Origin of the sequence: Companilactobacillus heilongjiangensis (genome assembly GCF_000831645.3) — a bacterium.
In the GTDB taxonomy this organism is placed as follows: domain Bacteria; phylum Bacillota; class Bacilli; order Lactobacillales; family Lactobacillaceae; genus Companilactobacillus; species Companilactobacillus heilongjiangensis.
In genome coordinates this window covers 935,545-949,390 of sequence record NZ_CP012559.1, presented here as the reverse complement: position 1 = coordinate 949,390, position 13,846 = coordinate 935,545, and the positions used below count along the sequence as shown (strand labels likewise).

11 protein-coding genes are annotated in these 13,846 nt (G+C 37.9%); 6 read left to right on the top strand and 5 right to left on the bottom strand.

Annotated features, from left to right (window positions below; translation table 11 throughout):
• Positions 1–49: 49 nt before the first annotated feature.
• Together JP39_RS04325 and JP39_RS04320 are read left to right on the top strand one after the other, a co-directional pair.
• Positions 50–877, top strand: a complete 828-nt coding sequence (locus tag JP39_RS04325) for a helix-turn-helix domain-containing protein (protein ID WP_048698798.1) — start codon at positions 50–52, stop codon at positions 875–877.
• 60 nt (positions 878–937) lie between these two features.
• Positions 938–1,564, top strand: coding sequence for an NUDIX hydrolase (locus JP39_RS04320; protein WP_041500820.1), 627 nt, complete (start codon positions 938–940; stop codon positions 1,562–1,564).
• A gap of 15 nt (positions 1,565–1,579) precedes the next feature.
• Here the strand turns inward: JP39_RS04320 and JP39_RS04315 are convergent, their stop codons facing one another.
• The 4 genes from JP39_RS04315 to JP39_RS04300 form a co-directional block, all read right to left on the bottom strand.
• A complete protein-coding gene (locus JP39_RS04315) occupies positions 1,580–2,098 on the bottom strand; it encodes a P-loop NTPase family protein (RefSeq protein ID WP_041500818.1) in 519 nt (172 codons plus the stop codon).
• Positions 2,099–2,237: 139 nt separating this feature from the next.
• Positions 2,238–4,010, bottom strand: a complete 1,773-nt coding sequence (locus tag JP39_RS04310) for an oleate hydratase (protein ID WP_041500815.1) — start codon at positions 4,008–4,010, stop codon at positions 2,238–2,240.
• 189 nt (positions 4,011–4,199) lie between these two features.
• Positions 4,200–5,030, bottom strand: a complete 831-nt coding sequence (locus JP39_RS04305) for an aldo/keto reductase (protein WP_211257141.1) — start codon at positions 5,028–5,030, stop codon at positions 4,200–4,202.
• A gap of 227 nt (positions 5,031–5,257) precedes the next feature.
• Positions 5,258–6,334, bottom strand: coding sequence for a serine hydrolase domain-containing protein (locus JP39_RS04300; protein WP_041500812.1), 1,077 nt, complete (start codon positions 6,332–6,334; stop codon positions 5,258–5,260).
• Positions 6,335–7,087: 753 nt separating this feature from the next.
• On the opposite strand from JP39_RS04300, the gene JP39_RS04295 reads away from it, so the two are divergent.
• The 4 genes from JP39_RS04295 (at position 7,088) to glyA (ending at position 11,075) form a co-directional block, all read left to right on the top strand.
• On the top strand, positions 7,088–7,636 hold the full coding sequence (locus tag JP39_RS04295) for a LemA family protein (protein ID WP_041500810.1): 549 nt from the start codon (positions 7,088–7,090) through the stop codon (positions 7,634–7,636).
• A 12-nt stretch (positions 7,637–7,648) separates the two neighbouring features.
• Entirely contained in the window at positions 7,649–8,557 is a 909-nt protein-coding gene (gene htpX / locus JP39_RS04290; protein ID WP_041500808.1) for a zinc metalloprotease HtpX, read from the top strand.
• Between the two features lie 457 nt (positions 8,558–9,014).
• The gene (locus JP39_RS04285; RefSeq protein ID WP_041500807.1) at positions 9,015–9,827 is read left to right on the top strand and encodes a DNA/RNA non-specific endonuclease; all 813 of its coding nucleotides are present in this window, start codon (positions 9,015–9,017) and stop codon (positions 9,825–9,827) included.
• 3 nt (positions 9,828–9,830) lie between these two features.
• Positions 9,831–11,075 carry a serine hydroxymethyltransferase gene (gene glyA, locus JP39_RS04280; protein WP_041500805.1) on the top strand — a complete coding sequence of 415 codons (1,245 nt, stop codon included), beginning with the start codon at positions 9,831–9,833 and terminating at the stop codon, positions 11,073–11,075.
• A 69-nt stretch (positions 11,076–11,144) separates the two neighbouring features.
• Here glyA and JP39_RS04275 read toward each other — a convergent pair whose 3' ends face one another.
• Positions 11,145–13,682: an AAA family ATPase gene (locus JP39_RS04275; protein WP_041500803.1), complete on the bottom strand. Its 2,538-nt coding sequence runs from the start codon at positions 13,680–13,682 to the stop codon at positions 11,145–11,147.
• Positions 13,683–13,846: the final 164 nt, after the last annotated feature.

Sequence of the window (13,846 nt, the reverse complement as noted above, 5' to 3'; positions counted from 1 at the left end):
CAATTTAATAATTTGTTCCACTGAATAAAAATAGTAGGTGTAAAAAGATATGGATAATTTAGGTGATATTTTAAAAGAAGTTCGGCAACAGCAACAGTTATCTCAACTCGAGACGGCCGAAGATATTTGCTCCCAATCTACCCTTTCTGAAATTGAGCACAACAAATACATTCCCAGCACACAATTATTAATCAACCTCTGTGAAAAGCTATCAATTGTTTTTGACGACTTAACATTGGCTGGTAACTTTAATATTTGTAAGGAAAGCTATTTTAATAAAAAAGTCAGTAATTATTACAAGAATCAAGAATATATTCAACTACGCAGATTCCTTAACCGCCCAACTGTTCTGGAAACTGTTCAAACTAACAAGCAAACTCAAGCATATTATTTCTACTTAGCGCTCTGCGCACTCAAGCTGGATCGTAAATACGACAACGCCAAAGAACTCTTGAAATTGTCACTTGCTAGCGCCGGCCATAGTCGCAAACAGACAACACTGACTAGACTCGGGAATATTGCCCTAGCCTATGTGTACGCACAACAAGGTTTAAAAACTTCCACATTACGTCAAATCAATTTGTCTTTCAAAAACCTAACGAAGATGGAATACGATGAGAACTTTAATTTAATCTTCTATGTAGCAGCCCTATCATATTTCCAACTTTCCAAATTTGATCTAGCAATTGAAGTGATTGAACAAGGTATCCACTACATCATCAGTAATGAATCCCACTTCATGTTGATTAACAGTCTCTACTTGATGGCCAACATTACCGAAGTAATCAAGCAAAATAATACTCAACTGGCAATCAAGAGTTATGACATCTTCAATGCTTTCATCCACGAACGCGACTATGAAACGGTCAATGAATGAAAGCGTTCTCCTACATCATCCAATAATGTTATAATCCAAATTAAAGGATGGTAATAGCAAATGGATGATGTGGAACTATTAATCGAACAACTTCAGGCAATTGCCCAAACGGGTAAACATTACAGCAAGGACGTTTTTGACCGTGAACGATATGAGCAATTGGAAAATGTCACCAAAAAGTTAACCACAAAACTGACCAATAATGTTACTCCAAAACAATTAGGCATATTCTTTGATTCCGATACAGGTTATGTAACACCTAAAGTTGACGTACGTGCTGCAACATTTAAGGACGACAAGATTCTACTCGTGCGTGAAAAAAGCAGTGGTGAATGGTCTATCCCCGGTGGCTGGGGCGATATTGGCTATTCGGCTGCTGATATTGCTGTCAAAGAAACCTTTGAGGAAGCCGGTATCAAAGTTAAACCTCTAAAAATGATTTCTATTAAAGATATGCAAAAAAATCACTATCCAAAGAAAAATTTAAATTACGTCTACAAGCTATTCTTTGAATGCACTCCCGAAGAATCTGACATCCACAGTGGTGTCGAAACATCTGATGTCAAGTACTTCACACTTGATGAAGCTATGACTTTGAATTTATCGCTTGCACGCAACATGCCAGATGATTTCAAACGTGCTTTTGATTGTCATCATTCACAACAATGGACAACTTATTTCGACTAAAAAAGCATTGCCATCTTATAACTTAGCAATACTTTTCATAAATCGTCTTTTACTTCTGGAATTAGTGATGATAATAACCTGAGCATCGTCTTTCTTGTATTTTTCAATCAACCCAAGCAATCTTTCATTATCATATGAAAGAATCATTTTTAAAAATTCAAAGTAATCACTGTCCAAATGCTCACTGAATTGTTCAGGCATCTCCATTCGACTACCTTTATCGATTCGCCACAATAAAGAACGTTTCAATACTCTAAACAATGATTTCAACTTACTTACCTTCAGCCAAATAATAATATCAGCTTGAGGAACTCTCAAGTTCATATTTCGAGAATAATTACCATCAATAATCCAGTTTTTCTGATTCATAAATAGTTTTTGCTGCTGATCAAACCACACTTTAGCATTGTCAGAGTAGTCCGTCGTATGCCAAAGACTATCAAGGTGTAGCAATGGATAATCGGTAATTCTGGCAATCTTTTTTGACAAAGTTGATTTACCTGTACCAGAGTTTCCCACAACGATAATATGCAAAATTATTACCCCCGAACAGTTTTTAAAGTTACTATAGCATAATCATAATCTGACATAACTTTACATTCGGGCGAGTAACTCTGCCTAAAACCACAAAAGAGCCACGAAATCTACGAGGATTTCGTGGCTCTTATTATTTCTAAAGCAAATGTGCATCTTTCAATAACTCTTCAATGTATGTGCCATGGACTTTCTCTATAACTTTCTTTTCAACCATACGTTCCTTAAATGGCAACTTGATATCTTCAATCTTCTTCTTGCCATCCAAGTAGTAGATTGCTCTCATCAATGTACGAACATCAAATGCTGAGCCAAATACTTCTGGAACACCACGGTCAACATTTAGCAATGTGTAAACGGCTTCCATAGCTGTTCTGACTGAATACTCAGTTGTAAAGACGGTATCACGTTCTGTTTCAGCAAAGTTACCGATGAATGCTAAGTTCTTTGAACCTGTTGGAACTACTAATGGACGGTCTCCAACTTTTCTAGGCATGAAGTATGATGTGATATATGGCATGTGTGCTGGAATTGTGTTGGCATGGTTTTCAGCGATGTCTTTGATTCTGTCTGTTGGAACACCGATATGATATAGCCACTCTTCACATAATTCATCACCAGTACATTCAGTAATCTTCTTATTAACAAAGTTACCTGGTTTGTCTGAGAATAGTCCGTATACCCAAACTACCAATTCGTTATCTTTTTGTCTCTTAAAGTGTTTTTGACGACTGATTGAGTAGCCATATAGCCAGTTAGAATCCTTAATACTTACAGGACCACTTGTAACGATTGAGCCACTGTGTGGATCCTTTTGACTGATTTTTTCAATATATGGAGTTACTTCATCATCTGTCAAAGTAATAGTTCCAGAAATTGTCCAGTTTGCTTCTGGAATGTTCTTGCAGAATACATCAGGATTACCAAAGGCTTTGTCTTGTTTTGCCAAGTTTTCCCATAGTGACCAGCTGCTGCCCAATTCGTGCTCAGTTGGTGCTGGGTGTGTCTTATCACCATAAGTTGTACTTTCAGTAATTGAACCATTTGTAACAAAGACTAGGTCGTTTTCTGTCAAAGCAACTGTACTATCTTTGCCATCAGTTGTCATATCGATTTCTGTAGCAACCTTAGAACCATTTGATGTATCAACTTTGATGTTGTTGACGTGAGTATTATATGTAAATTGAACACCCTTGTCTTCCAAGAACTTGATCATTGGTTGAATCAATGATTCATATTGGTTGTACTTAGTAAATCTCAATGATGATAGGTTTGATAGTGAGTCGATATGGTGACAGAAACGCATCAAGTAACGTCTCATTTCCATAGCACTAGCCCATGGCTCAAAGGCAAACATTGTTGACCAATATAGCCAGAAGTTTGAGTGCAAGAATTCATCAGTGAAGACTTCGTTGATCTTCTTGCCATCCAAATCTTTTTCGGGTGTCATAACAAGGTCAAGCAACTCTTGAACGGCCTTAGGTGTCAAAGTTAAATCGCCTTCTGTTGGCAATTCCTTACCTTGATCTTGAATAACTCTACCATGTGAGAAACTTGGGTCTTTCTTGTTCAACCAATAAAATTCATCCAAAACTGAAACATCTGGATTTTCCAATGAAGGAATTGATCTGAACAAATCCCAAAGTGTTTCGAAGTGAGGTTCCATTTCTCTACCACCACGGATGATGTAACCTTTTTGTTCGTTCCAAATACCATCCATACTACCACCAGGTAGAGCAAGTTCTTCGAGAACATGGATCTTGTCGCCTTTCATTTGACCATCACGTACAAGGAATGAAGCTGCAGCCAATCCAGCTAGACCAGAACCAACAATGTATGCTGACTTGTCATCAACGCCTTCTGGTTTCATTGGTTTTGCAAATGCTTCATAATTACCATTACTTCTATACATAAGAACCACCTCTTGATTAAATTAGCTTCCATATGTAACTGCTTACATCTAGAATATAGTTCTATTCGTAAACAGATGCAATAGTAAAGATGTATTTTTTAGTAAATTTTCGATTTATTTTTCACCAATTTTTGAGACAAAATTTAAAAAGAGTGGTATTTGAGATAAACTCAAATATCACTCTCATTTTTAGAATTCTTCGTAAACGGCTGGATCTTGGTTTTTATTACGACCATCTGGTTTCGTCAATGAATTGATTTTTTCCATATCATCATTTGAAATTTCAAAATCAAAAATATTCATATTCTCGCGTTGTCTGACTGGTGAAGCGGACTTAGGGATCGGAATAGTATCCAATTGATGTTCCCATCTAAGAATAATTTGTCCAACTGATTTATGATATTTTTCACCCAAGGCAATCAACATTGGATCTTCAAGAACAGAACTGGCACGACCAAGTGGACTCCAATCCATCGTTACAATACCGTTATCATGATCAAAATCACGCATCTCTTTTTGATTAAAATATGGATGCAATTCAATTTGGTTAATGGCTGGCAAAATGCCAGTTTCTTTTTTGAGTTTTTCTAAGTGCTCTGGCAAAAAGTTGCAGACACCAATTGATTTAACCAATCCAAACTTTTGGGCATCTATCAAAGCTTGCCATGCTTCAACGTACATTCCACGTTTAGGGTTGGGCCAATGTATCAAATACAAGTCAAAATAATTAAGATGTGCTCGATAGAGTGACTCTTGCAAGGCTGTAATTGCATCATCATAAGCGTAGTAGCGACCAGGTAACTTCGATGTTACGGTCAACTTATCACGATCAATGCCACTTTCAGAAATAGCACGTCCAACTGTACCTTCATTTTCATAATTATAAGCAGTATCAATCATTTTATATCCATTATTAATAGCTGACACGATACTTTGAACGCCAGTCCGGCCATTCAATTTATATGTTCCAAATCCAAAATCAGGAATTTGTTGACCATCATTTAATTTATACATAAAAATGTCCCTCCTCAATATCCTATTATTAACTTACAACACTTTTTTGGATGAGACAAATATCTCATTTAATTTAGGGTAAAGAAAAAGCACTACATCATCCTAGACGTAGTGCTTTAGATCACTTTACAGAAATCTTTGGAATGTGCAAAGTGACCATTTTTAAATAACAGGTAGGCTTTACCTGCACAACCCATAATACAGTCTTTTCATCCAAATTACCAGCTTTATTTTCATTCATTCTCAATCATGCTATAAATTTGCTTGGCAATTGGTTTGGCATCAGCTGCTATACGAGAGTAGTTTTCCAAAAGAATCACTGCATCTTTCCCATTATTAGAGATGTGGGCGATACCTTGGAAGCCGTAACCCCAACCGTTAGCGAAGTTATCATTCTTGCCATGATACATTCCTCCTCCATAGGTGCTGACACTACCCTTCTTGAACAAAATCTTACGTGACTTTTTGGACAACATTTTGCCACGCATAATATATTTCTCAACTTTGTATAAATCGTTAACGCTCATATAAACTTGACCAGTACCGAGTTCATCGAATTCGAAGAATTTCTTCGTATAGAAGGCATTCTTATAATCCAAACGAGCTGACAGCGGATCAGGATTATTATAACCTGCTGCCTTTTCAATACCTGGCTTTTCGTCATAGGCGAAGATAGTATGCTTTAAATGCAATTTATTAATATACGTCTTGGTAAATAATCTTTGATACGACTTACCGGTAATCTGTTCCAAAATACCACAGAGCAAATTGAAATTGACCGGTTGATAATTCCACTTCTTATAGGAAAGTTCTGAAAAATGAACACTGTTAATATCGGCCGCAATAATACCTGAGTCGGGTAAAATTTGATCAGGTCCAACCTCACTTAAAACCAAGCCTGAAGTCATATCCAGCATTTGTCTGATAGTAATTTTATTACTACCAGGAATACTTGGGTAAAATTTACTCAACTTATCAGTCAGACTCAACTTACCATTTTGAACTTCTTTCATAACCAAAGCGGCAGTCAAAGTCTTTTGCACTGAATCTATCTCGTAAGCTGTATTCTTTTCATTGCTAAGACCATTAGCATAGTTAGAATATCCGCGACTAGTTTGATAAACAGGTTTGCCATTTTTCACAACCAACAAGCTTCCTGAGAATCCTTTTTGGTTAAGCAGACCATCGATATTTTGGTCCAATTGACTACCAACCGAGGCATCAACTGTGGCTTCACCCGAAACAGTTACGGGCATACTCCCCAAGATTACAGCTAGAAACATTAAAACTGGTAGAAAGATTTTTTTCATAATATTTTCACCTATGAAACCTACAAATAAGTGACCTTCCTCATATTTAATTATAAATTATTTTTCAAAAAAACAATAATGATAAACTCATAGATTGAATGGCTACCGTTTCCAGAGCTGAGAGTATTCATCTGCTGCGCGGTACGGTCCGAGCCAAAGAACGGTCTCGAACCTCGGTTGAAGCCTTACCAAAAACCGGTAAGTCTCCAACTCGACCGGTGGTGTAATTGCTGAAGCAATAACGCCACTTTCGCTGCGGATGAATACTCTCAGCTCTTCCAACTAATTTAATTTTACATTGATGGTTTTATTCAATTAATATCAGATAACCGATCAGACATTTACAACATTAATAATTTGTTACCGATATATTAGTATCAATTATATTTCAGTATCTAAGGTGCGCTGGATACAGGATCATTTGAATATATTTACATTCAGTTAGTATCAATTAATTAGTCGGAAGAGCTGGGAAATATTTGTGTGCCGTGGTAGTGGTATAAGTACGGGAGTTCCTCCCGTACTTATACCACCGGGCGTGTTTGGAGACTTGACGAACTGTGTCAAGGCTTCAAACCGAGGTTCGAGACCGCCTCTTGGCTCGGACCGTTCCGCACAGCTTGAGAATATTTCCCAGCTCTGGAGACGGCATACTTAGTTAGAAAAGATGACGTACTAAACTAGCGCTACACGTTATACTCCCAAACTTGCATTATGGTAGAATATAGCCATTAAGATAAGAAGGAGATTTAAATGAATACAATAATTATAATTGTTGTCATCTTAGTAATAATCGCCGCCTATGCCGGCATGTACAACAGTCTTGTTAAATACCGCAACCGTGCTCGTGAGTTCAGTTCACAAATTGACGTTCAACTAAAACGTCGTACTGATTTGATTCCTAACCTAGTGGAAACTGTTAAAGGTTATGCCACTCACGAAAAGGAAACTTTAGCACGTGTTGTTGAAATGAGAAATAACGTTAACAGCGCTGACTCATTACAAGACAAAGTTGATGCTGACAATGAATTGACTGGCGCCTTGAGACAAGTATTTGCTTTAGCAGAAAACTACCCTGATCTTAAAGCCAACCAAGAATTCTCTCAATTAATGGAAGAACTTTCAAACACTGAAAATAAAGTTTCATACGCACGTCAAGCTTACAATAGTCAAGTACAGGCTTACGATACAGCCATCCAAACGTTCCCTCGTAACATCATTGCTGGAATTCACGGCTTCAAAGAAATGAATTTCTTGCAAATTCCTGATGTTGACAAAGAAGCTCCTAAAGTTAAGTTTTAACCGAGGCTACTTATGATTTACGAGCAAATTGATCGTAATAAACGTAAAACCTACTTGATATTTTTCGTCTTCTTTTTGATACTCGCTGCTATCGGCAGTTTTTTGGGACTCTACTTTTTTGACAATCTCTACTCAGGGATAGTTATTGCTCTCGTCATCGCGATTGTTTACACACTAATTACCTATTTTCAATCTACTAGTATCGTAATGCAAATGAACGGTGCAAGAAAGCTAAATTCGGCGAAAGATGCTCCAGATCTTTGGCATATTGTCGAAGATTTATCGATGGTCGCTGATATCCCTTTACCAGACATTTACATTATTGATGATCCGAGTCCTAACGCCTTTGCGACTGGCCGTGATCCACAGCATTCAGCAGTGGCCGTAACTAGCGGTTTGTACAAAATGATGGACCGTGAGGAACTTGAGGGCGTGTTAGCACATGAAGTTTCCCACATAAGAAATTACGACATTCGTGTCTCAACAATTTCGGTAGCTTTATCTTCAGCGATAATTTTAATTTGTTCCATTATCGGTAACGCCTATCGTTGGTGGATTCCAATGCGAGATGACGACCGAGACAACAACAATTCTGGAGCAATCCGAATCGTCTTGTGGGTCGTTGGATTAGTCTTTGCCATTATCGGTCCATTAATCGCCAGTTTGGTACAGATGGCAATTTCCAGAAACCGTGAGTATTTAGCCGACGTCTCTGGAGCAGAATTGACCAGAAATCCTCAGGGATTGATTAACGCTTTGGGAAAGCTAGAAGAAAGCACCAAACCAATGAAACGAGTTGACGATGCAAGCGCCGCTTTATACATTGACGATCCTACTAAGAAAAAACATTTTTCCGGACTATTCGATACCCATCCACCATTGGATAAGAGAATCGAAGCTCTGAAAAAGACATTTCAATAAAAGCAAAAAGAAGCTGATAATTTTCAGCTTCTTTTTTTAGATTAGTTGGTGAATTTCAAAGAGATTTACATTTTGTATATTTTTTTGTTTAAGTCATAAACTCTATGTTTAACAAATAACAAAAAATCATAAAAACACCATACAAACAACGAAACATCTAGTCGGAAGAGCTGAGAAATATTAGTGGGCAGTGAAAGTGGTGTTATGGCTTTAGCCATTACACCACCGGGCGAGTTTTGAGACGTGTTCTTCGGCTCAAAATCGAGGTTCGAGACCGTCCTTTGGCTCGGACCGTTCCGCACAGCCAGTGAATATTTCTCAGCTCTTCCGACGGCATTTTAAAAAACCAATATACGAATTAAATATCAGTAATAAGTAAATAATGTTCAAGATTTCTGAAAACTTATGATAAAATCAAAATGAAGATAATTAATCTTCGTAGTGAGGGGATATTTATATGTATATGTTGTTACTGATTGTTTTGGGGGCAATCGTACTGTTTACCACTTTTATGGTTAAACCCAAACGCCGGATTCATCGACGCTTAGTTTCTCTGGGACTTTTGTTAGTCGTAGTTGGAGGTTCAGGAACTTATGAATCCTACCAAAACAATGGAACTAGTCCGGGTGACAATCCACGGCAAGTGGAAAAGACCACCACGTCATCTAGTTCCAATTTGGCCAATTTAAACTATCAGACGAATCAAGAAATTGAAGTCAACAACAATACGCCTACTTTCACAAAAGCCGAACTAAATGTCTCGCAAGGTCCTTGGCAACGTTTCGCTGACTTGGACAGTTTAAACCGAGCCATTCAGGCCGATGCGTTATTGAGTAAAAGTTTGATGCCGACCGCAAAGCGTGAACCTCTTTATGTCAATCCAACTGGTTGGCACAATAAGAAAATTAACGGCGGATGGCTATATAATCGTTCGCACCTAATTGGTTATCAATTGACAGGACAAAACAATAATCCTAAAAATTTGATGACAGGAACTCGTTCACTGAACTCTCCCGAAATGCTCAAGCATGAAAACGATATTGCTTATTACATCAAGCAAAACCCTAATAATTACATTAGGTATCGTGTTAAACCGATATATCGTGGCAATGAATTAGTGGCTCGAGGGGTTCAAATGATGGCTGAATCGTTGACACAAAGCGGTCAGCTGGACAATGGAATTTCTTTTAACGTTTACATTTTCAACGTTGAAAAAGGTGTCAAGATTAATTATAGTGATGGTACCAGCGTAGTTAACAATAATTATTAGGAGATGGTCGTAGTGCAATACAGTACAGGTGATAAGGAAATTTTTGATCTAATCAATAAGGAAGAAAATCGACAAAATAGAAATATCGAATTGATTGCTTCTGAAAATATCGTTTCTGACAATGTTAGAAAAGCCCAAGGTTCAGTTTTAACAAACAAGTATGCTGAAGGTTATCCAGGGCACCGTTACTATGGTGGTTGTGAATACATCGATCAAGTCGAACAAATCGCAATTGACCGAGCAAAGAAATTATTCAACGCCGAATATGTCAACGTTCAACCACATTCAGGTTCACAAGCTAATGCTGCCGCCTACCAAGCTGTTTTAAAACCTGGTGACTCAGTTCTAGGTATGGATTTAAATGCGGGTGGTCACTTAACACACGGTTCAAAAGTTAATTTCTCTGGTAAAATGTATAACTTCCATTCATATGGTGTTAATGCTGAAGGTTTAATTGACTATGACGACGTCCAAAAAATTGCTGAAGAAGTTCAACCAAAACTTATCGTTGCGGGTGCTTCAGCTTATAGCCGTATCATCGATTTCAAGAAGTTTAGAGAAATTGCTGATTCAGTTGGCGCTTACTTGATGGTCGATATGGCTCACATTGCTGGACTCGTTGCGGTTGGATTACACCCTACTCCAGTTGGAGTTGCCGATATTGTTACTACAACTACTCACAAAACTCTCAGAGGCCCCCGTGGTGGTATGATTTTGGCTAAGGCTGAACTTGGTAAGAAACTTAATTCAGCTGTCTTCCCTGGCACTCAAGGTGGTCCATTGGAACACGTGATTGCTGGTAAAGCTGTTGCTTTTGGCGAAGACTTACAACCAGAATTCAAAACTTACATGGAACAAGTTATTAAGAATGCTGCTGCTATGGCAAAAGTTATCAATGATGCTGATAATTTATCAGTTCTAACTGGTGGTACAGACAACCACTTGTTAAACGTTGTTTTAACTGAATGTGACTTGAATGGTATGGAAGTTCAAAACTTACTTGATACTATTCACATCACAACTAACAAGGAAGCCATTCCTAACGACCCATTGCCTCCTAAATTTACATCTGGCCTTCGTTTAGGTTCTCCTGCTATTACATCAAGAGGATTTGACGAAGAAGACTGTGAAGAAGTAGCACGTATTATTGTTGATGCTATCAAGTATCACGATGATCCTGAAAAACTTCAAGAATTGGATGCACGTACTAAAGCTTTGACTGACAAGCATCCAGTTGAATTTAACTAAATAGAACAATACAAAAGCCGTCGAATTTTTATTTTCGACGGCTTTTTCGTATCTAAATTTTCTAATAACTTAAATCAAACCAAACTTTTGGAAATGTTCCTTTAGGTAATCAATGGTTAAACTATGCGATTTTTCGATAAGTTGTTGAGGAGTACCGGCAGCCATTAACTTACCACCTGAAGAACCGCCTTTAGGTCCCAGATCAATCATATAATCTGCGTTTGCCATCAAATCCAAATCATGCGTAATAATGATGACAGTTGCCCCCTTTTCCTTGAGCTTATTGATAACTCCAAGCAATGTCTGTACATCTTGAGGATGTAATCCCACTGATGGTTCATCAAAAACAAATAACGTCTGGGCTTGTTTCTTATTCAGATGGTTAACGAGTTTAAGTCTTTGTGCTTCACCACCAGACAGACTAGGAGTACTTTCACCTAAATGTAAGTAACTCAAACCAATCTCATCCAATAATTGTAACTGCTTCTCAATTGCAGGCACATCTTGGAAAACACTCAAGGCTTCTTTGACTGACAAGTTTAATAAATCAACAATCGTATATCCGTGCCAACGAATTTCCTGAATTTCTGGTTTATAACGAGTTCCATTACAGTAAGGACAAATTTCTTCCATATCGGGCAAGTATTGAATATCTAGTGAAATTACGCCGACCCCACCACAATGTTCACAAGCACCTTGTTTATTGTTATATGAGAAATAAGCAATCCCATAATGTCGCTTCTTAGATTCTGGCAAATCAGCAAAAATTCGTCTTAGATTATCCATAATAGACGTATAAGTAGCCAAACTTGAACGAGCATTTTTACCAATTGGCTTGGCATCGACACTGACAACATCCGTTAAATTGGTCTTCAAGGTTTTAACTTGCTTTGGCAAAGAGCGCTTTTCTTTTTTCGATTCAATTGCAGGCACTAAACTATCTAAAATCAAACTAGTCTTACCAGCGCCTGAGAAACCAGTGACAGCCGTAATTTCATTTCCGGGAATAGTGACAGTAATATCATGTAGATTGAAATATTTATCAACTTCCAAATGAGTTGTTAATCTTTCAGCATCTTTGGATACAGGAACTTTATCATGCATAATATCAGCTTTTCCAGAAATAAAGGGACCTATTAGTGAATTCCTGTTTTGTTTCAATGAGCTGGGTGTGCCCTCGGCAATAATGCGACCGCCAGCATCCCCAGATCCAGGCCCAACTTCAATGACCCAATCAGCTGCTTCAATGATATCGACCTCATGATCAACTACCACCAGTGAATTACCTTGGGCAATCAAAGCTCTGAAAATATTTATTAGGCCTTTAACATTGTCTGGATGCAATCCAATTGAAGGCTCATCCAACACATACAAAACACCAGTTGTTTCAGTCCGCAATGTCTTCGAAAGCTGAATCCGTTGCAACTCACCAGTTGATAAAGTATTTCCATTCCGAGATAGCGTCAAATAATTCAATCCCAACTCTAGTAATGGACGCAAGGTATCGGTTAAATTCTTAAATAAAACGTCAGCCATAGCTTTCATTTCAGCTGGTAATTCTTGCTTAGTCTGTGTTTCCCAATCAGTTAGCTTTCCTAAGGTTAGTTCAGACACTTCAGCAATATTCATGCCACCAACTAATTGTGTCAACAGCTCAGGATTCAAACGAGTTCCATGACAAGTTGGGCAGACTGAAAAATGGAAAAATTGATTAATTTTATTGATAGAACGTTCACTCTTAACGGTCTTTAAGGAATCATAAACCGCCTCATAAGCGTTCTCATAAAGAGTCTTATCGGTGTGAAATACACGTCCAGTTGAAGTTCTAAAGTCAACCGAATATTGTTTCTTCTCGCCATGCAAGACAATATTCTTTTCCTTATCGGTCAAGTCCTTATAAGGGACATCTGTTCGAACACCTAAAGTTGCAGCAACAGTAGGCATAAAATTACGACCTGGTAAATGCCATGATGCGACTGCACCCTCTGCAAGAGTTTGATTCTCATCGCCAATTAACTTACTCTCATCCAATTCACGGATTTTACCCGTACCATGACACTGTTTACAAGCCCCACCAGAATTAAAAGCAAAGTCCTCAGCTGATTTAGCCATAAACTCAATCCCACAAGTTGGACAAACAATAATTCCCATGCGACTATCGGGACCTCCGGGAAGATCCATTGATTGAGCAATCTTCAAACTAGGTTGTATTCGATGACCATTTGGACAGACGGTTGAGCCCAATCGGGAAAAAATCAGCCGAACCACATTAAACAGTTCACTCATCGAACCCACGGTCGAACGCTCGGAAGGAACATTTGGTCGTTGACGTAAAGCAATAGCTGAAGGAATATGCTTAACCTCTTGAACTTGTGACCGTTTATTCTGACTGATTCTTCGTCTAGTATAAGTTGACAAAGCTTCCAAATAACGACGAGAACCTTCCGCGTACAAAATTCCCATTGCTAAAGAACTTTTCCCCGAACCAGATGGACCAGAAATAGCTACAAACTTATCCAATGGAATATTTACATCAATATTTTTTAAATTATGGACTTTCCCTCCGTGCACTTCAATTTGATTAGCTTTTGTGTTTTTTTCTGGCATACATTGATCTCCTCAACTTACTTAAATCATTTAAATCTTACTATTTTCGCTATCCAAAGATACTAGTGGATTTTCTATACGCATACCATTTTAAACTATAACGTTTGGTTACAGTCAATAACTAAATTAGTGATATTAAGAAATTCGTTCTAACATATCAATTC

Coding starts and splice junctions, on each gene's coding strand:
- JP39_RS04325 (WP_048698798.1), top strand. CDS start 50: ATGGATAATTTAGGTGATATTTTAAAAGAAGTTCGGCAACAGCAACAG.
- JP39_RS04320 (WP_041500820.1), top strand. CDS start 938: ATGGATGATGTGGAACTATTAATCGAACAACTTCAGGCAATTGCCCAA.
- JP39_RS04310 (WP_041500815.1), bottom strand. CDS start 4,010: ATGTATAGAAGTAATGGTAATTATGAAGCATTTGCAAAACCAATGAAA.
- JP39_RS04300 (WP_041500812.1), bottom strand. CDS start 6,334: ATGAAAAAAATCTTTCTACCAGTTTTAATGTTTCTAGCTGTAATCTTG.
- JP39_RS04295 (WP_041500810.1), top strand. CDS start 7,088: ATGAATACAATAATTATAATTGTTGTCATCTTAGTAATAATCGCCGCC.
- htpX (WP_041500808.1), top strand. CDS start 7,649: ATGATTTACGAGCAAATTGATCGTAATAAACGTAAAACCTACTTGATA.
- JP39_RS04285 (WP_041500807.1), top strand. CDS start 9,015: ATGTATATGTTGTTACTGATTGTTTTGGGGGCAATCGTACTGTTTACC.
- glyA (WP_041500805.1), top strand. CDS start 9,831: ATGGTCGTAGTGCAATACAGTACAGGTGATAAGGAAATTTTTGATCTA.
- JP39_RS04275 (WP_041500803.1), bottom strand. CDS start 13,682: ATGCCAGAAAAAAACACAAAAGCTAATCAAATTGAAGTGCACGGAGGG.